The 19,438-nt window shown below is 69.8% G+C and carries 13 protein-coding genes; 7 read left to right on the top strand and 6 right to left on the bottom strand.

Annotation, left to right across the window (positions count from 1 at the left end):
* Positions 1–3: 3 nt before the first annotated feature.
* Positions 4–1,350 carry a lysine N(6)-hydroxylase/L-ornithine N(5)-oxygenase family protein gene (locus E1165_RS08655; RefSeq protein ID WP_132389501.1) on the top strand — a complete coding sequence of 449 codons (1,347 nt, stop codon included), beginning with the start codon at positions 4–6 and terminating at the stop codon, positions 1,348–1,350.
* A gap of 30 nt (positions 1,351–1,380) precedes the next feature.
* Positions 1,381–1,590, top strand: a complete 210-nt coding sequence (locus E1165_RS08650; RefSeq protein WP_132389499.1) for an MbtH family protein — start codon at positions 1,381–1,383, stop codon at positions 1,588–1,590.
* 72 nt (positions 1,591–1,662) lie between these two features.
* Here the strand turns inward: E1165_RS08650 and E1165_RS08645 are convergent, their stop codons facing one another.
* On the bottom strand, positions 1,663–3,294 hold the full coding sequence (locus tag E1165_RS08645; RefSeq protein ID WP_132389497.1) for a (2,3-dihydroxybenzoyl)adenylate synthase: 1,632 nt from the start codon (positions 3,292–3,294) through the stop codon (positions 1,663–1,665).
* A gap of 133 nt (positions 3,295–3,427) precedes the next feature.
* Between E1165_RS08645 and E1165_RS08640 the strand changes: the two genes are divergently transcribed.
* Positions 3,428–6,892 carry a non-ribosomal peptide synthetase gene (locus E1165_RS08640; RefSeq protein ID WP_132389495.1) on the top strand — a complete coding sequence of 1,155 codons (3,465 nt, stop codon included), beginning with the start codon at positions 3,428–3,430 and terminating at the stop codon, positions 6,890–6,892.
* A 273-nt stretch (positions 6,893–7,165) separates the two neighbouring features.
* On the opposite strand, the gene E1165_RS08635 is transcribed toward E1165_RS08640, so the two are convergent.
* Both E1165_RS08635 and E1165_RS08630 read right to left on the bottom strand, forming a co-directional pair.
* Positions 7,166–8,566: a glycoside hydrolase family 43 protein gene (locus E1165_RS08635; RefSeq protein ID WP_132389493.1), complete on the bottom strand. Its 1,401-nt coding sequence runs from the start codon at positions 8,564–8,566 to the stop codon at positions 7,166–7,168.
* Positions 8,567–8,678: 112 nt separating this feature from the next.
* The gene (locus tag E1165_RS08630) at positions 8,679–10,196 is read right to left on the bottom strand and encodes an RICIN domain-containing protein (RefSeq protein WP_243704663.1); all 1,518 of its coding nucleotides are present in this window, start codon (positions 10,194–10,196) and stop codon (positions 8,679–8,681) included.
* Between the two features lie 665 nt (positions 10,197–10,861).
* Here E1165_RS08630 and E1165_RS08625 point away from each other — a divergent pair.
* Entirely contained in the window at positions 10,862–12,940 is a 2,079-nt protein-coding gene (locus E1165_RS08625; protein ID WP_132389489.1) for a family 43 glycosylhydrolase, read from the top strand.
* Between the two features lie 210 nt (positions 12,941–13,150).
* Here the strand turns inward: E1165_RS08625 and E1165_RS08620 are convergent, their stop codons facing one another.
* Entirely contained in the window at positions 13,151–13,645 is a 495-nt protein-coding gene (locus tag E1165_RS08620) for a MerR family transcriptional regulator (protein ID WP_132389487.1), read from the bottom strand.
* Between the two features lie 111 nt (positions 13,646–13,756).
* Between E1165_RS08620 and E1165_RS08615 the strand changes: the two genes are divergently transcribed.
* Positions 13,757–14,806 (top strand): aldo/keto reductase, encoded by a 1,050-nt coding sequence (locus E1165_RS08615; RefSeq protein WP_132389485.1) that lies wholly within the window; start codon positions 13,757–13,759, stop codon positions 14,804–14,806.
* A gap of 443 nt (positions 14,807–15,249) precedes the next feature.
* Here E1165_RS08615 and E1165_RS08605 read toward each other — a convergent pair whose 3' ends face one another.
* Both E1165_RS08605 and E1165_RS08600 read right to left on the bottom strand, forming a co-directional pair.
* Positions 15,250–16,485, bottom strand: coding sequence for a hypothetical protein (locus tag E1165_RS08605; protein ID WP_132389483.1), 1,236 nt, complete (start codon positions 16,483–16,485; stop codon positions 15,250–15,252).
* A gap of 494 nt (positions 16,486–16,979) precedes the next feature.
* Positions 16,980–17,579, bottom strand: coding sequence for a TetR/AcrR family transcriptional regulator (locus tag E1165_RS08600; protein ID WP_165945177.1), 600 nt, complete (start codon positions 17,577–17,579; stop codon positions 16,980–16,982).
* Positions 17,580–17,632: 53 nt separating this feature from the next.
* On the opposite strand from E1165_RS08600, the gene E1165_RS08595 reads away from it, so the two are divergent.
* Together E1165_RS08595 and E1165_RS08590 are read left to right on the top strand one after the other, a co-directional pair.
* The gene (locus E1165_RS08595; protein ID WP_132389479.1) at positions 17,633–18,457 is read left to right on the top strand and encodes an SDR family oxidoreductase; all 825 of its coding nucleotides are present in this window, start codon (positions 17,633–17,635) and stop codon (positions 18,455–18,457) included.
* Positions 18,454–19,438, top strand: a 985-nt coding sequence (locus E1165_RS08590; RefSeq protein ID WP_132389477.1) for an NAD(P)-dependent oxidoreductase, incomplete at its 3' end; no start/stop codon positions are given. The genes E1165_RS08595 and E1165_RS08590, both read left to right, overlap by 4 nt.

The raw sequence follows: 19,438 nt of genomic DNA, 5'->3' as shown, positions 1-19,438 counted from the left end.
GGCATGTCAGCACGGGACTCAGGCTCACCGGCGGAGCACGTCGACGACGTGGTGGGCGTGGGATTCGGCCCCGCGAACCTGGCGCTCGCCGTCGCCATCCACGAGCACAACGCGCGACGTCCGGACACCGACGCGGTACGTGCCGCGTTCGTCGAACAGCAGTCGCAGTTCGGCTGGCACCCCGGGATGCTCCTGGAAGGCGCGACGATGCAGGTGTCCTTCCTCAAGGACCTCGTGACCATGCGCGACCCCGGCAGCCCGTTCACGTTCCTGCGTTACCTGCACGAGCAGGGGCGACTGCCGGACTTCATCAACCAGAAGAGCTTCTTCCCGACCCGCATCGAGTTCCACGACTACCTACGCTGGTGCGCCGCCGCCGTGGACGACATGGTGGCCTACGGCGAGACAGCCGTCGCCATCCGCCCGGCGGCCACCGGCGTCGGGCCGGTCGACCACCTCGACGTGGTGGTGTCGCGCGCCGACGGCCGGCGGCGGGTGCTGCGGGCCCGCAACGTGGTGGTCAGCACCGGCCTGCGGCCCCGGATGCCCGCCGGCGTCACCGCGGGACCACGGGTGTGGCACAACCATGATCTGCTCTTCCGAACGCGTGAGCTCAGGGAGCGCCGGCACCGGCGGTTCATCGTCGTGGGAGCCGGGCAGTCCGCCGCCGAGACGGCCGAGTACCTGCACCGCACCTTCCCGGACGCGGAGGTGTGCGCGGTTTTCGCCCGGTACGGGTACAGCCCGGCCGACGACAGCCCGTTCGCGAACCGGATCTTCGATCCGGCCGCCGTGGACGACTTCTACACCGCGCCGGAGGACGTGAAGCAGACGCTGCTGAGCTACCACGCCAACACCAACTACTCCGTGGTGGACGGTGAGCTGATCGAGCAGCTCTACCGGATCGTGTACCAGGAGAAGGTGGCGGGCGTGCAGCGGCTGCGGATCCTGAACACCACCGCCCTGGAGTCCGTCGACGAGTCCGCCGACGGGGTGCGGTGCGTGCTCCGCTCGCTGACCACGGGGCAGCGGTACCCGCTCGACTCGGATGCCGTGGTGCTGGCCACCGGCTATGCCCCCGTGGACTGGCGGGAGCTGCTGGGGGCGCTCGCCGACGAGTGCATCACCGACGCGCTCGGGCGCCCGCGGATCGGTCGGGATCACCGGGTGCTGACCTCCGACTGGATCCGGGCCGGCCTCTACGTCCAGGGCGCCGGTACCGAGCACAGCCACGGCCTGACGGCATCCCTGCTGTCGACCCTCGCGGTCCGCTCCGGCGAGATCTGCGACTCGCTGGTGCGGCGCCGCGCGGCCACCGCCGGTCTGGCCACCGCCGTCCATCCCGGCTGATCCCCACCCGCCCTCACCGAAGGAGTACCGATGGCTGCCACGAACCCGTTCGAGGAAGACGACGCCCGCTACCTGGTGCTGGCCAACGCCGAGAACCAGCACTCGCTCTGGCCCGCCTTCGCCGCCGTGCCGGCGGGCTGGTCCGTCGTGCACGGCGAGGACTCCCGCCAGGGCTGCCTCGAGTACGTGCAGACGCACTGGACGGATCTGCGCCCGGCCAGCCTGGTCGCGCAGGGATGACCGACGCCCCGCCGTCGCGAGGCTCGCGACGGCGGGGCGGGCGGGGACGTCAGGAGGCGTGCGCTGGCGGCGTCACGGCGCGACGGCCGCCGCCAGCGCACGCTTGTCGATCTTGCCGATGGCGGTCAACGGCAGGTCGTCGACGACGGCCAGCAGGTCCGGCAGTTTGAACGCGGCCACGCCACGCTCCAGCAGGAACGCGCGCACGTCCGCCAGTTCCGGTGGGGTGGCTCCGGCGGGCGGCCGCAGCGCCACGCAGATCAGCTGCCCTTCGGCGCCGTCGGGCACGCCCACCGCGGCGCACCGGTCGATGAGCGGGTGGGCGTGCAGGTGGCTCTCGATCTCCTCACCCGAGACGCTCTCACCGTTGCGGTCGATGGTGTCCTTGACCCGGCCCTCGACCACGAGATGACCGGACGGCAGTGCCCGGACCAGGTCTCCGGTGGTGTAGTACCCGTCCGGCGTGAACGCCGTCGCGTTGACCTCGGGCGCCCGGTAGTACCCGCGCAGGGTGTACGGGCCACGTACCAGCAGCTCGCCCACCTCGCCCGAGGCGACGTCCGCCCCGTCGGCGTCGACGACGCGCAGCTCGTCGTCCGGGCACATCGGCCGGCCCTGGGTGCTCACCACGGTGTCCTCGTCGTCGTCGCCGCGGGTGTAGTTCAGCAGCCCTTCCGCCATCCCGAACACCTGCTGGACCCGGCAGCCGAGCGCGTCGGGAATGCGCCGCGCCAGCTCCGCGGACAGCTTCGACCCGCCGGCCTGAAGGATCTCCAACGTCGACAGGTCCGCCGGATCCCACGCCGCGGTCTCGATCCACAACGGGATCAGTGGTGGGACGAGGGCGGTGTGGGTGACGCCCTCGGCCTCGATGAGCGGGAACGCGTCGTCGGGCGCGGGGGAGGGGGAGAGCACCACCGTGCCTCCGACCGAGAACGTGCCCAGCATGCCGGGGCAGGCGAGCGGAAAGTTGTGGGCGATCGGCAGGCAGGCCAGGTAGACCGTGTCGCGGTCCAGCTCGCACACCTCGGCGCTGGCCCGGGCGTTGTAGCCGTAGTCGTTGTGGGTACGCGGAATCAACTTCGGCACACCCGTCGTCCCGCCGGAGACCAGCAGCAGGGCGATGTCGGCCGGGTCCGGTTCGGCGAACTCGCGCGGCGGGGCGTCGACCGACGCCAGCGCCGTGTACGGCCCGGGCTCACCGTCGACGAGCACGTGGCGCAGCTCCGGCGCGTGCGCGGTCACCTGACCGGCCAGCTGTCGGTAGTCGAACCCGGCGACCTCGTCGGCGATGACGTAGGCGACCGCACCGGAGAGTTTCGCGAGGTGGGAGATCTCCGTGAACCGGTGCGCGGGCAACGTCAGCACCGCGACGGCACCGATCCGCGCCAGGGCGAACAGCAGCGGCGGGAAGGATCCGGTGTTGGGTAGCTGGACGAGGACCCGGTCACCCGCGCGGATGCCGAGGTCGGCGAGGCCCGCGGCCATCCGGTCGGCCCGCTCGTCGAGCTGCCGGTACGTCAGCCGCTGCTCGCCGGCGACCAGGGCGAGCCGGCGGCCGTGCGCCGCGGTCCAGTCCCGCAGCAACCGGCCCAGGGTGCGCCCGTCCCAGTAGCCGCGTTCGACGTAGCGTTCGGACAGCTCCCGGGGCCACGGTGTCAGGCCGGAGGATAGAGGGGCGACCAGGTCGTCCGGTACGCGCATCGCTGCTTCTCCTTAACGGCACGGCAGGTGAGGGGTCCCGAGGAACATCCCCGGACAGTAGGTTAGGTTAACCTAACCATTGGCCGGTGGTGGCCGGCGGCGGAGCTTCCCGCACCATGACGGAGGGTTGGCGATGTCCACTGTGGATGACCTGCGGCGACTGGTGTTCGAGCTGCTCGGCGGGGACACCACCCCGGGCGACGACGACCACCTCATCGCGCTCGGTCTCGACTCGCTCAAGCTGATGCGCATCGCGGGCCTGCTCCGCCAGCGCGGCGTACGGGTGAGCTTCGCCGACCTCATCGCCACCCCCACCCTCGGCGCCTGGTCGGCGCTGCTCGCGACCGCCACGCCACCCGGCCGACCCACCACGACCGAACGTCCGGGTCCGGCCACCGTCACCGAGGGGGAACCGTTCCCCCTCGCGCCGATGCAGCACGCGTACTGGGTGGGGCGCGAGGCGACCCAGCAGCTCGGCGCGGTCGCGGCGCACCTCTACACCGAGTTCGACGGGCACGGCGTCGATCCGGCCCGGCTCGGTGTCGCCCTCGCCACGCTCGCCGGGCATCACCACATGCTGCGTGCCCGCATCCTCGACGACGGCCGGCAGGTCGTCGAGCCGTGGCGGCACGGCACCGAGTTGCCCGTCCTCGACCTGCGCGACGCCGCCCCGGACGAGGTCGCCGCGGTCACCGCCGCCCTGCGCGAGAGGATGTCCCACCAGCTCCTGCCGGTGGACCAGGGCCGGATGCTCGACGTACGGGTCACCCTGCTGCCCGAGGGCCGCACCCGGGTCCACGTCGACATCGACATGCTCGCCGCCGACGCGCGCAGCTACCGGATGCTCCTCGCCGACCTGGTGCGGCTCTACGAACACCCCGAGCGGCCGCTGCCGGCCCTCGACTACCAGTACGCGCAGTACCTCGCCGACCGGCGTGCCGAACCGCCGCGACCCGCGGACGTGCGGTGGTGGCAGGAGCGGCTCGCCGACCTGCCGGGCGCCCCCGAGTTGCCGGCGCGACCCGACAACCGCAGGACCGACCCGCACCGGGTCGTCCGGCTGCACCGGTGGCTCGACCCCAGGACCCGCGCGGGCCTGGTACGCCAGGCGCGCCGCCACGCCGTCACCCCCGCCGTGGCCGTCGCCACGGCCTTCGCCGAGGTGCTCGGGGCGTGGAGCGGCGTACCGCGCTTCCTGCTCAACGTCCCGATGTTCGACCGTCAGCCGATCCATCCCGACGTGGAGCGCCTCGTCGGCGACTTCACCAGCTCGGTGCTGCTGCCGGTGGACGTCTCCCAACCCGTCGAGTTCGCCGAGCGCGCCCAGGACGTGCAGCAGTCGATGCACGACGCTGTCGCGCACTCCTCCTACCCCGGCCTGGACGTGCTGCGCGACCTCTCCCGCGAGCACGGCACGCAGGTGCTCGCCCCCGTCGTCTTCACCAGCGCGCTCGACCTCGGCGAGTTGTTCGGCGCGGAGGTCGAAGGTGTCCTCGGCGAACCGGTCCACATCATCTCCCAGGGCCCGCAGGTCGTGCTCGACGCCCAGGTGACCGAGCTGCACGGTGGCCTGCTCGTCAACTGGGACGTCCGCGCCGACGCGCTGCCCGACGGCGTCGCGGACGCGATGTTCGCCGCGTTCGGTGACCTGCTCGGCCGCGTCGCGGACGGAACGGCCTGGGACGAGCCGGTGGGCGATCTGCGCCCGGCCGCGTGCCGATCGGTGCGCGAACAGGTCAACGCCACCGCCGGGCCGGTGCCGGAACACCCACTGCACCATGCCTTCTTCGCCCGCGCCGGCCGCGAGCCGGGACGGCCGGCGGTCGTCGGCGCAGCCGGCACCGTCCTCACGTACGGCCAGCTGGCCGACGCCGCCCTGCGCCTCGCCCGCACGCTGACCGACCGGGGCGTCCGGCCCGGTGACGCCGTGGCCGTCCGGCTGCCCAAGGGCCCGGAGCAGGTCGTCGCCGTGCTCGGCGTGCTGGCGGCCGGCGCCCACTACGTGCCGATCGGGGTGGAACAGCCGGCGGCACGGGTACACCGCATCCGCCAGCGGGCCGGCGTCACCGCCGTCGTCGCCGAGGCCCCCGCCGGCGACGACGAGATCGGGTACGCCTCGGCGGTCGCCGCCGATCACCCCGCTCCCGCCCCCGTCCTGGCCGATCCGACCGACGTGGCGTACGTGCTGTTCACCTCCGGTTCCACCGGTGAGCCGAAAGGCGTCGAGGTATCCCACCGGGCAGCCGCCAACACCGTCGACGACCTGGTGGAGCGGCTCGGACTGGGCGCCGACGACCGCACCCTCGCCCTGTCCGCGCTGGACTTCGACCTGTCGGTCTTCGACCTGTTCGCGCCGCTGTCCGTCGGTGGTGCCGTCGTCGTGGTGGACGAGGCGACCCGCCGCGACGCCACGGCCTGGGCCACTCTCGTCCGCGACCGCGCCGTGACGGTACTCAACTGTGTGCCGAGCCTGCTGGACATGTTGCTCACCGCGGGCCGCACCGAGCCGCTGGGCGGCAGCCTGCGGGCGGTGCTGCTCGGCGGCGACTGGGTGGGCACCGACCTGCCCCGGCGCCTGCACGCCCAGGTGCCCGGCTGCCGGTTCCTCGCCCTGGGCGGTACGACCGAGACGGCGATCCACTCCACGGTCCAGGAGGTCCACGGCGGCCTGGTGCCGGAAGGGTGGACGAGCGTGCCGTACGGCACCCCGCTGCGCAACGTCCAGTGCCGGGTGGTCGACCCGCAGCGCCGCGACTGCCCGGACTGGGTCCCCGGCGAGCTGTGGATCGGCGGTGCCGGTGTCGCCGACGGGTACCGCGCCGACGAGGACCGCACGGCCGACCGGTTCGTCACCGTCGGCGACGTGCGCTGGTACCGGACCGGCGACCGCGCCCGGTACTGGCCCGACGGCACGATCGAGTTCCTCGGCCGTGCCGACGACCAGGTGAAGATCCGCGGTTTCCGGATCGAGTTGGGCGAGGTCGAGGCAGCCCTCTCCGACCATCCCGGCGTCCGGCAGGCGGTCGCCCTCGTCCTGCGCGGTTTGGGCGCGCCGCGCCTGGCCGCCGTCGCGGTCGCTTCCGCCGTCAGCGCCGTGGACCTGGCCGCGCATGCCGCTCTCCGGCTGCCGCCGCACATGGTGCCCGACCCCCTGGTCGTCACGTCGGAGCTGCCGCTGACCCCGAACGGGAAGGTCGACCGCAAGGCGCTCACGGCCCTCGCCGAGGCGCGTCCGGTTGACGGGACCCGGGTACTCCCCGAGACACCCCTGCAGCAGCTCGTCGCCCACGTCTGGGCACAGGCCCTCCGGTCGGGCCCGGTCGGCCTGCACGACGACTACTTCCAGCTCGGCGGCGATTCCGTGCTCGCCACGGCCATCACGGCGCGGCTGCGCGCGGCCCTCGACACCGACGACGTGCGCGTGCACGACGTGCTCGGCTCGCTGACCGTCGCCCGACTCGCGGACGCACTGCTGCGCCGGGCTGCCGACCCGGCGGTCCTGACGGCCACCGCGGAGATCTACCTGGAGGTCGAGGCCCTCACCGAGGAACAGCTCACGGCCGAACTCGGGGACCGCAGCGGCGTACCGCACGGCTGACCGAGGCACCCGCCGATGTGGACAGCGGCACGCCGGGGCAGGTGCCCGGGACGGGACGGGCCGGAGCAGACCGACCCTGCATGATCCACTCCGCATGCGGCAGGTCGCGGTGTCTGGACCGCCCGACACCGCGACCTGCCGCAAACTGCGAACGCTGACTGAGGACGGCGTCCATGCGGGCCAGGTGGTGCAGGGACGCCGTCGACGGTGCTGACGGTCGACAGCCACCGCGGCTGTCGATGACCTGGCCACTGTTGCGGTTGCTGACCCCCCCTACGACGTCGACGCGGTGCCGCCGCCGAACTGCCACCAGTTGACGTTGAACAGGTTGCCGCTGCCGCCGGCGAAGCGCAGGTACAGGTCGCGCGTACCGGTGGCTCCGCTCACCCCGCAGGTGGTGGTGGTCCAGTTCTGCCAGCCGCCGGTGCCCCCGACGGTGCAGGTGCCGACGATCGGGCCGCTGGCGGTGTCCAGCCGTACCTCGATCCGGCCGCCGCTGGTGGCGGAGGCGACCCGCGCTGAGAAGGACCGGGCACCCGCGCCGAACGCGACGCCCTTGACCTTGATGTAGTCGCCGTTGGCGATCCAGCCGACGTTCATGCCGCCCTCGCTGGCCGGCTCCGTCTCGATTCCGGATCCCCAGGCGATCGTCTCGGCCTCCTGGCGCACGTACGGGTTGAGTGTGCCCACCTGGGGAGCGCCCGCGGTGGTCATGTTGATGGTGGGAAAGGTGCCGTTGGCGTTGTAGGTGAACCTCTCCACCGCGACGGAGCGGGTGTAGCCACCGCCGCCGGGCAACGCCCCGTTGTGGTAGAAGAAGTACGAGGCGCCGTTGAAGTCGATGATGCCGGCGTGGTTGGTGAAACTGCTGCCCTGCCGAGGCATGATCGTTCCCCGGTACGTCCACGGCCCGGTCGGGCCGGGCGCGGTCGAGTACCCGATGAACTCGGAGCAGCACTCCGCCGCGAACACGTTGTAGTAGAGCCCGTTGCGCTTGAAGACCCACGGCCCTTCCTCGTAGAGGGTCGGGCGGCTGGGGTTGCCGGTGCGGGTGCCGAATCCGGCGGTGGTGAGCGGTATCCGGGTCGGGCCGCCGGAGTACGAGATCATGTCGGGGTTCAGCCGCACGTACCACAGGTTCGGGTTGCCCCAGTAGAGGTATGCCTGTCCGTCGTCGTCGATGAAGGCGTGCGGATCGATCTCACCGTTACCGACCAGTGGCCGCCCGAGCGCGTCCCGGAACGGGCCGGTCGGGCTGTCCGCGACACCGACCCCGATGACCATCTGTTTGTTCGACCGCTGGCGTACCGGCACGTACCAGTAGAACTTCCCGTTGCGGGGGACGACATGACCGGCCCAGGCGTCGGCGTCCGCCCAGGCGAAGGTCGCGAGGCTCATGGGCACACCGTGATCGGTCCAGTTGACCATGTCGGCGGAGGAGAAGACCCGCCACTCACGCATGGTGAAGTACGTCGAGTTGTCCTCGTCGTGTCCGGTGTAGAGGTACACCCTGCCGTTGTGCACCAGCGGCGCCGGGTCGGCGGTGTAGATGTGCTGGACGATGGGGTTGTCGGCCTGCCCTGGGCCAGGCAGCAGGGCGACGGCGCAGAGCAGGCCGAGGAGTGCGGCGACGGCGCGCCTGAGTGTCGGGCCGCTCCGGTGTGCAGCTGGCAACTTCAAGGCTTACCCCCAAGGGTGTGAAGCGGTACGCCGTCGGTGGCGCGGGGCAGGCGGCAACCGGGCGTCCTCGGACGGCAGGTCGACGCAATCGGCGGGTACGTCCCGGCTACGCTCGGTTCCATCGCTGGTTGGCGTTGCCGTGGCAGGACCAGACGATCACCGCGGTGCCGTTCGTGGTGCCGCCGTTGTTGACGTCCAGGCACAGCGACGGGGAGCGGACGTTGCTCACCGTGCCGTTGGTGTTGAACGTCCACTGCTGGTTGGTGCCGCCGTGGCAGTCCCAGATCTGCACCCGCGTGCCGTTGGCCGCGTTCGCCGGAAGGTCCAGGCACTTGCCGAGGATCCGCAGCGTCTGGCCGTCTTGGGTGATCTGCTGGTTGGTGCCGCCGTGGCAGTCCCAGATCAGGGTTCCGGTGCCGTTGGCGGTGTTGGAGTTGTCCAGGTCGAGGCAGCGGCCGGCCGACTCGCTGCGCAGCCGGAATGTGGTGGGGGACGGTGGTTCGGTGGTGGTGCCGCCGCTGACCCGGTACACCACCGTGCCGTGGGCTGGGACGCTCGCGGTGATGGCCCCGGTGGTGGTGGCGGTGCCGTCGGTCCACGCGTCCCGCAACGTGAACGACGTGCCGGTCTTGCCGATCGCCGCCGCCGTGGTGGAGATCGTCGTGGTGGAGGCGCCCTGGTTGAACAGGGCGACCGCGACATCGCCGTTGGCCAACCGTTTGGCCAGGATCCGCCGGGTGCCGTCGTGGGACACCTGGACCGCCTGGCGGCCGAGGGTGTCCTGGTTGATGGCGATGAGCTGCTGGTTCCTCAGGATCGTCAGCGTCGCCGCGCTGGCCGAGCGTAGATCGTTGCCCATCATGAGTGGTGCCGCCATCATCGCCCACAGCGCGAAGTGGCTGCGCATCTCGGTATCGTTCATGCCGCCGTTGCCGACCTCCAGCATGTCCGGGTCGTTGAACCCGCCCGGTGCGGCATACCCGGCGAGGGGTACGTTGACGTTGACGATGTTCTGGATGCCCATCGGGTAGCCGTTGGTCTGGCCGGTGTTCCACGCGTTGGTGATGTCTTCGGTGGTCCGCCAGAGGTTCGCCACGTCGCTCCAGTTGCGCTGCGGCCCGGTCTTCTCGTGGATGCTGTTCGGGTTGATGCTGTAGACGATCGGCCGGCCGGTGGCCGCCAGTGCGTCGCGCATGATGCCGAACCTGGCCACCTGGTCGTTGATGGTCCCGGTGGGGGAGCACCAGTCGTACTTGAGGTAGTCCACGCCCCAGGCGGCGAACTGCCGGGCGTCCTGGTACTCGTGCCCCAGGCTGCCGGTGGAGCCGGGAAAGGCGTCGAAGTACTGGGCGCAGGTCTGGTCCAGCGGGGCCTGGTAGATGCCGAACAACAGGCCCCGGGAGTGCAGATAGTCACCGAGGGCCTTCATCCCGCTCGGGAACCGCTGCGGATGGGCCTGGAGGTTCCCCTGCGCGTCCCGGTCCGGGTTGAACCAGCAGTCATCGACGACGACGTACTTGTATCCGAGGTCCCGCAGGCCGTGGTTGACGATCGCGTCGGCCATCTGCCGGATGAGCGTCTCGTTGATGTTGCAGCCGAACGTGTTCCAGGTGTTCCACCCCATCGGCGGAGTGCGGGCCACACCGTTGTTCAACGCCTGCGCCGGGCGGGGCGCGACAACTCCGTCAGTCACAGCCGTCGCGAGCGTCAACGCCAGGACGCCCAGGACAGACGTCAGCCATTTTCTCGGCTTGCGCACGTGATCCTCCTCGGTCGAGGGGTGACCGGCACCGGCGCTCCGGCTGCCGGCACCGAGCTACGAACATCGCGGACGACGCCGGTCGTGGCCGGTGGGGGATGGCTTCACGCCTGGTCCGTGCCGTTCTTGGTGTCGCGCGAGGGCAGCCCGCCGCTTCGGTCGACGACACCCCGGGCCACGCCGGCCGTTGGGCAGCCGGCCGTGTCGGTTGCCGTGGTACGACGTCATACCTTACTGCCGACATCCATCTCTGTAAATGGCAGTCGGGGTGGCGTCGCGGCTTCGCCCAAGCCGCGTGTTACGTCTTGACTAAGCACCTGTTATCGCTCACAGTCGATGAACGGGACGTTCGACATGAGCGGCGATCTGGGCTCATGGCCGTTCCCGTAGCTCATACGGCCAGTACGCGGCTCATGGGCAGGGGCACGTCTGTTAGCGGTCACATCCATTGGTGCAGTCGCAGGCGGGTGGCTCGGGTGCCGGTATGACGGCCCGCGGCCATGTTGGTGCCTGTCAATCCAAGGAGGATCATGGTTGCCATCGGTGGGCTTCCGAAGGCCGCGCCGGGTCGGCGTGGGTGGTTGTCGCGGGTCGTAGCGGCGGCCGTGGCGGTGGTGGCGGGCGTTGCCCTCGTGGGCGTCGCGCCGTCGCCCGTGTCGGCGGCGACGGTGGACCCCAACGCGTGGTACGTGTTGGTGAACCGCAACAGCGGTAAGGCGTTGGACGTGTACAACATGGCCACGAACGACGGCGCGCGGATCACCCAGTGGTCGCGCAACGACGGGAACTGGCAGCAGTGGCAGTTCGTCGACTCTGGTGGTGGCTACTACCGGCTCAAGTCCCGGCACTCGGGCAAGGTGCTGGATGTCTACAACTTCTCCACCGCCAACAGCGCGGCCGTCGTGCAGTGGGCCGACCACAACGGCGCAAACCAGCAGTTCCGCCTGGCCGACTCGGCCGACGGTCACGTACGACTGATCAACCGCAACTCCAACAAGGCCATCGAGGTGCAGAACGGCTCAACCGCCGACGGCGGCAACATCGTGCAGTACGACGACTTCAACGGCAACCACCAGCAGTGGCAACTCGTCCGGGTCGGCGACAGCAACCCCGGTGGCGCCTTCACCAACCCCGTCGTCTGGCAGGACTTCGCCGACGTCGACATCATCCGGGTCGGCGACGTCTACTACATGTCCGCCTCGACCATGCACTACTCGCCAGGCGCTCCGGTGCTGCGCTCGTGGGACCTCGTGAACTGGGAGTTCGCCGGGCACTCCGTGCCCCGGCTGGACTTCGGCTCGAAGTACGACATGGCCAACGGCAGCCAGGCGTACGTCGACGGCATCTGGGCCTCGACGCTGAACTACCGGCCGAGCAACCGGACCTTCTACTGGGCCGGCTGCATCGATTTCGCCCAGACGCACATCTACACCGCGTCCGCCGTCGACGGCACGTGGAGCCGGCACGCCACCATCCCGAACTGCTACTACGACGCCGGGATGTTGATAGACGACAACGACACCATGTACATCGCGTACGGCAACGGCACGATCAGCGTGGCCCAACTCTCCGCCGACGGGCGTTCCCAGGTCCGGGCCCAGCAGGTGTACCAGACGCCGTCGAACATCGGCACGCTGGAGGGGGCCCGTTTCTACAAGCGCAACGGGGCGTACTACATCTGGCTCACCCGGCCGGCGAACGGCCAGTACGTGCTCAAGTCGACCAACGGCCCGTTCGGCCCCTACGAACAGCGGCAGGTGCTGCTCAACATGCCCGGTCCGATCTCCGGCGGCGGCGTGCCGCACCAGGGCGGACTGGTGCAGACCCAGAACGGCGCCTGGTACTACATGGCGTTCACCGACGCCTACCCGGGCGGGCGGATGCCGACGCTGGCGCCGATCACCTGGACCAGCGACGGCTGGCCGCAGGTGCAGACGGTCAACGGCTCCTGGGGCGTCAACTACCCCCACCCGCTGCCGCTGCGTCCGGTGAAGGCCCTCACCGGCACCGACACCTTCCCGGGCACCACTCTCGGCCCGCAGTACGAGTGGAACCACAACCCGGACAACAGCCGGTGGTCGGTGAACGACGGCCTGCGCCTGCAGACGGCGTCGGTGACCCATGACCTCTACCGGGCCCGCAACACGGTGACCCACCGGATCCAGGGTCCGACCTCGACCGGAACCATCGAGTTGGACTACTCCGCGATGCGTGACGGTGACCGGGCCGGGCTTGCGATGCTGCGCGACACGTCGGCGTGGATCGGCGTCAGACGGGACAATGGCGCCACACGCGTGGTCATGACCAATGGCCTGACCATGGGCACCAACTGGGACACGACCGGCACCGGGACCGAGATCGCCAGCGCCCCGGTGTCCGGCGGGCGGATCTGGTTGCGGGCCAACGCCGACATCCGTCCCGGCTCGGGTCGACAGGCGAGGTTCTCGTACAGCACCGATGGGGTCACCTTCGTCCCGCTCGGCAACGGACTCACCCTCAACAACGCCTGGCAGTTCTTCATGGGCTATCGGTTCGGCATCTTCAACTACGCCACCCAGTCACTGGGCGGCGCGGTGACGATCCGCCGGTTCGCCCTGACAACGCCGTGATGCCGGTGATCGTCTAGGGGGTACGGCACGCTGGGGCGCCGGAGATCACCGGCGTCCCAGCACCCTGCGCCCGGCCGGGACTGCGCCATCCCGGGGGAACGGGCCACGGGACGCCCGGCGCATGCCGATGTCAACCGGTGGCCGCAAGCCGGCGTCAGGATGGCACGCACGCCTGGTATGCGTCGAGCACGCGCGCCTGACACCCCCGGCTCACCCTCCAGGCGGCGTGTTCATGAGTCCGACACCCGCGTGGCCGATGCGGATCTCGGTCGGGTGCGAGGGTGCCGAAGGAGCGGGAGCGTGACACTGGCGGTCGCCGGCGCTGTCCAGGCCGAGGCTGTCCTCATACACCCCGACCTTGAACCTGATCAGGTCGAGGCTCTCTGCCAGCTTGCTGATCTGGGTGGTGACGTTCGCCTGGTGCTCGCGCATGAGTGCCAGTCGTTCTCCCTCGTTCCCGGCTCCTTGCCTGACGAGGTCGGCGTATCGGCGTAGCGCGGGCAGGGGCATGCCTGAGGCGCGCAGGATGACGCAGACGGTGAGCCAGTCCACGTCATGTTGGCTGTAGACGCGGCGTCCGCCAGGTCCGCGTCGCACGGGGTTGACGAAAAGGCCCTCGTGCTCGTAGAAGCGCAGCGCGTGAACGCTCAAACCGGTGCGTTCGGCGACCTGCCCGATGCTGAGACTTGCGGCGACCTCGGCCATACCGCTCAGGGTAGCGACTTGACCTAGAGCCGACTCTAGATCCTAGGGTCCTCCGTGATCGACGCTCTGTCGCTCCGCACGACCGCTTGAACCAGCGAGGGGAGCATCACCATGCGCTATCGCACGCTTGGCGGAACCGGTATCGAAGTCAGCGCCTACTGCCTCGGGACGATGATGTTCCAGGATGGCAGCAACTCCGATCACGACGATTGTGTCCGCATCATCCACGCCGCCCTCGACGAGGGGATCAACTTCGTCGACACCGCCGACATGTACGGACAGGGAGAGTCCGAGGAGATCGTGGGAAAGGCGCTGCGGGGGCGCCGTGACGACGTTGTACTCGCCACGAAGGTGCACTTCAAGATGGGCGAGGGCCGCAACCGCAGTGGCAACTCACGACGTTGGATCCTCAAGGCGGTCGACGACAGCCTCCGGCGCCTGAACACCGACTGGATCGACCTCTACCAGGTCCACCGCCCCGACCCCTCGACCGACATCGAGGAGACGCTCTCCGTACTCAGCGACCTCGTGCACCAGGGAAAGATCCGCGCCTTCGGCTGCTCGACGTTCCCCGCCGAGGAGATCGTGGAAGCGCATCACGTCTCCGAGCGGCGTGGCCTCGGACGCTTCCGTACCGAGCAGCCGCCGTATTCGATCCTGGCCCGCGGGATCGAAGCCTCAGTCCTTCCCGTGTGCCAACGCTACGGAATGGGGGTACTGGTATGGAGCCCACTGGCCTTCGGGTTCCTCACCGGCAAGTACCGCAAGGACCAGCCCATTGACCTGTCAACTGGGCGTGCGTCGATCCGGCCGGCACTGTTCGACCCCACGGACGCGGCAAACGTCGCCAAGCTCGACGTCGTCGAGAAGCTCGTCGAACTCGCGGAAAGCATCGGCCGCACCCTTCCGCAGCTCGCCATTGCGTTCACCGTGGCCCATCCGGCCGTCACCTCGGCGATCATCGGACCGCGGACGATGCCGCAGCTGGTGGATCTCCTCAGGGGCGCCGCGCTGACCCTGGGCGATGCGACTCTCGACCGGATCGACGAGATCGTGCCGCCCGGAACCAACCTGTACAACCCCAACGCTCCTCTACCTCCGCGTTCACTGACCGACACCGCACAGCGTCGTCGCCCACTCGCCGACCGCGCGGCCGCGTGAGCTGATCGTGGCGGGCCAGATCTCGTAACGTGGGAGACGGACGTCCTCCCATCTCCCTCGCGCCTTCCGAGTCTTCCGGTTCGGTGAGGCCACCAGCCTGTTCGGGACCGCGACCACGGTGACGCTAGCGAAGGACGGCACCGTCTTCGGATTCGTCACATCAACGGTGAATCCCTGCACCAGCGTGCGACCGCCACCGATCGGGGTAGCTTTCGCCTCAAACGCCACCCGCAGCGCCCGACGGTGCCGGATCGCCTGGACCTCGAAGAGCTGAGCAGCACGTCGAGGTCGTCGCTGACCGGCCTCCACCGCGGCCCTGACGACGACCGGACGGTCGTCGTCAGGGCCGCGATGGAGCTGCTTCCATGAGCGCTCGCTGGGCTGGGTCGGTCGTAGCCGGGTTGCCCCGCGCCGCCGGTGCGATGTTGGCGTCGCGACGTGTCCTACGTCGACAGCAACGAGAACACGTTGTCGTTCACGCCGCCGCCGGGCAGGGCCGACCAGGCAGAACCGTTCCAGCGTGCGATCTTGCTCGCCGGCTGCCCCCCTGCGTTGTCGAAGAAGCCACCGACGACGAGGAAGCCGGCGTGGGGGGTCACCGCGAACACCCCGTCGTCCGTTCCGACGCCCGAAGGGCCGGAAAGCGCCGACCAGGTGGAGCCGTTCCACACGGCGACGTTGTTCACCACGACCCCGCCCACGTGGGTGAACTGCCCACCGGCGACGAGTAGCCCGTTGTAGACGGTGAAGTCGCGGACATCGCCGTTCAAGCGGCCACCGGGCTGTCCGCCGAGCGCCGACCACTGGCCGTTGGAACGCACCGCCACGTCGTTGACGCTGAAGTTGTTTTCGCTGTAGGCCCGCGACGCCACCAGCGCGCCATTGTAGTTTTCCACGGCCAGTACCGTGGCACCCTGGATCGGCTGGTCCACCGACGACCAGGTGCTGCCGTTCCATGCGGCGACGCTGTTGGCGGGCACCCCACCGGCAGTGGTGAACAAGCCCGCGACGATCAGCTGGCCGTTGACGGCGGTCAGGTCCCACACCGGCGCGCTGACAGCGCCGCCGTACTCGGTGCCGACACCCGCCGGGCCCGGCAAGGCGAACCAGTCGCTGCCGTTCCACCGGGCTATGTTGTTCACGGTCACCCCACCAGCGCGCGGGAAGGATCCGCCGACGTACAGGTCACCGTTGTAGACGGCCAGGGATGTGACGAACCCGAGCGGCCGGACCACCACACCGATCGCCCCACTCGACCCGACCAGTGGCTCCCAGGTGGTCCCGTTCCAGCTGGCGATGCCGCTGACCACCACACCGCCAGCCTCCATGAACGAGCCGGCGGCGATGAGCTTGCCGTTGTACATGGTCATCGCGTCGACCGTCTCGTCTGCGCCCTCGCCGTTGGGGCCGGAGAGTGCGGACCAGTCGACTCCGTTCCAGGCCGCGATGCTCGTGGCAACTGTCTGACCGGCCTGGGTGAAGTGGCCGCCGGCGAACAGCTTGCCGCCGGGAATGGCGTCGGAGGCCGCTGCGCTGCCGGGGAGGACCACGGTCCCGGCGACCACGACGATGAGACCCAGCACTGCCTGCGCCACTGCCCGCAGAAGACGGCGGGCAGCACCATTCGACATGGATTTCTCTGACACCTTCACGCAATCCCCCGATCTCGGAAGCGACACAATGCCGCCTCCCCGTAAGGTGATAGCAGTCGCGATGCCAAGGCCGCCGCATTTCGCCAGCAGACGATCACATAGACACGCGACTAAGTGTTGCTGCGCCAGAGTCAAGCAAGTGTTGACGTTGCGTGTCAAGCAGGCGACCGCGTGAGCCAGGTCTCTGTCCGACAAGGACCGGCCCGGCTGACGAAAGCGTCCACGACCATCCCGTCCAGCGGTATGCAGAACGGTTTGTTCAATTCTTGCAAACAAAAAAACTCAAGCCAGTAAAGTATTCGTCATCATTGGGCAACCCTCGACGCCTGCGTCGTGCTGCCCACCGACGCAGTCCTGGCACGAGTTGAGCTACTGGCGCACCTACACGACCGCATCGACCTCGCCACCACCGTCATGGCCAGCCTCGAACACGACGCCTCGATGGGGCCCGTAGTTCCCGACGACGAAGAAGCAACGTCGAGCGATACGTCGACTGTCGAAGCGCGTCGCTGTGCTGCTGTTTAGCGCGCGCGTAGCCCATCCACGATGCGTGCGGCGACCTTCGTTGCGAATGCGGGTTCGGTGGTGTCGAGTGTGGCTGCTGCTCGTCCGAGCACGGCGAGCAGGACCGCTCCCATGGCGGCGTTGGCGACGTCGGCGACGTCGGTGGCGTCGAGGTTGTGCTGGGCGGTGCCGCCGAGCGTGCCGGCGTTCACGCCTTCCTGGAGTATCCGGCGCAGGTGTGCGCCGATGACGGCGTCGTTGGCGGCGAGTACCTCGTGCATTCGTCCGCCCGCGCCGGCGGCGGTGAGCAGCCCGGTGCATACGAAGGGGCGCGCACCGAGGTAGCTGCACATCGCGGCGAGGACGGCGCGTAGTCGTTCGGGGGCCGGCAGCGCTTCGTCGTCGGCAGTGGCCATCACCTCCCCGCCTTCGCGGACGTGTGCGGCCAGGATGAACGCCAGGAGATCCTCCCGGCCGGCGAAGTAGTAGTAGAGCGTTGCCCGAGCCACTCCCATCAGCCGGGCCACGTCGGCCAGCTGCGGTGGGTCGTCAGCACGCAGCAGTTCCGCGCTGGCGTCCAGCAGTCGGCCGGCCAGGTCCGGAGGTGGAGTTCTCATGGGTCCAAGATTACCACTTGGCATGTACCGGCGTTTGGACTAGCGTCTAAATCATGATTCAACGGTACGGGCCGTGGGCCGTCATCACCGGTGCCTCCTCCGGGATCGGGCGCGCGTTCGCCGAGCACCTCGCCGCGCAGGGTCTGCATGTCGTGCTCGTCGCCCGCCGCGGCGACCTGCTCCGCGATCTGGGCCGGCGGCTGTCCGCCGCGCACGGGGTCTCCCATCGGGTGGTGGTGACCGACCTGTCCCTGCCGACCGGGGCATCCGCGGTCGTCGACGCTGTCACCGACCTCGACGTGGGGCTACTGGTGTCCAATGCTGGCAGCGCCCGGCCCGGGGCTTTCCTGGACACCGATCCCGCCGAGCTGCGGCGCGCGTTCACGCTGCACGCGAGCACCCATATGGAACTCACCCGCGCTCTCGGGCCCCGCCTGGTCGCGCGGGGTCGGGGCGGCATCGTGCTGACCTCGGCCAGCGGTGGACGCCACGGCATGCCGTGGATGGCGCACGTCGGCGCGGCGAAAGCCTACGTCCTGCACCTCGGTGAGGCGCTGCACGAGGAACTGGCGCCGGCAGGGGTGCGCGTCACCGTGCTCGTCCCGGCCAACGTCGACACCCCGATCGTCGACGCGATCGGCCTGGACCGCAAGGACCTGCCCGGACCGCTGCAACCGCCTGCCGTGGCGGTGCGCCGAACCCTGCGCGCGCTGCAGGCCGGCAAACCCGTGATCATTCCCGGGCCGGTGATCTCGGTGATGCTCAAGGCCATTCCTCGCCGGATGTCCATCCGGATGAACGGACGGCTGATGGCGAAGGCGGCCCGGGTCCACGCGGCACGCGACGCCCAGGCCCGGCGGGCGGGCTCGGCCGCATGAACGCCCGCACTCCGCACCCCGCAGTCGCCAGCGACACCGTGCCCGTCCCGCCGCGCCGCAGCCGGGTCCTAGTGACCGGCGCCACCGGGTTCCTCGGCCGCGCTATCGTCACCGCGCTCGCCACCCGGCCCGATGTCGAGGTCGTGGCCGCGTGCCGCCGCCCCGAACGCCTACCGACAGGGGTGACAGGAGAAGTACGCGCCGGGGACCTGCGCGACCCCGACTACCGGGCGGCCGTGCTCGACGGCATCGACGTGGTGTGCCACGCCGGCACCTGGGGTGCCTTCTGGGGACACGCCGAGCAGGAGCGCCGGGAGTTCTTCGAACCCACCCGTGACCTCGTCGACCGGGCGATCGACAGCGGCGTACGCCGCTTCATCCAAACCAGCACCCTCACGATCGCGGCCCGGCCCACCGGCGACGGACCCGTCGACGACTGCGCACCCACCCGCCGCACTGGCTTCTGGCCCCACCTGGACCTGCTGATCGACCTCGACGATCACATGCGCCGCCACAGCCGCCACGGCACCCAGATGGTCACCATGCGCCTCGGTCACTTCGTCGGCGCCGGCAACAACCTCGGCATGGTGCCCGCCCTGGTACCCCGGCTGCGCACCCGGCTGGTGCCCTGGCTCGCGGGCGGCCGCGCCCGGCTGCCTCTGGTCGCCGACACCGACCTCGGCGAGGCGTTCGCCCTGGCCGCCACCGCCGAGCACCTCGACGACTACGAATCGTTCAACATCGTCGGCCCGACCCTGCCCACCGCCCGCGAGGTCATCGAGTTCATCGCCGACGAGACCGGATCCCCCCGACCCGCGTTCAGCGTCCCGTACACCGCCGGCTACGCCTTCGCCCGGCTGATGGAGATGTTGTACCCCGTCCTGCCCGGCCCCGCGCCGTTCCTGACCCGCTCCCTCGTGCACGTGTCCGAGAACTGGAACTGCCGCAACGACCACGCCACCCGCACCCTCGGCTACACCC

The organism is Micromonospora sp. KC723, from assembly GCF_004348595.1.
In the GTDB taxonomy this organism is placed as follows: domain Bacteria; phylum Actinomycetota; class Actinomycetes; order Mycobacteriales; family Micromonosporaceae; genus Micromonospora.
Note: the sequence above shows the minus strand (reverse complement) of the source record. Positions and strands in the feature narration are given on the sequence as shown.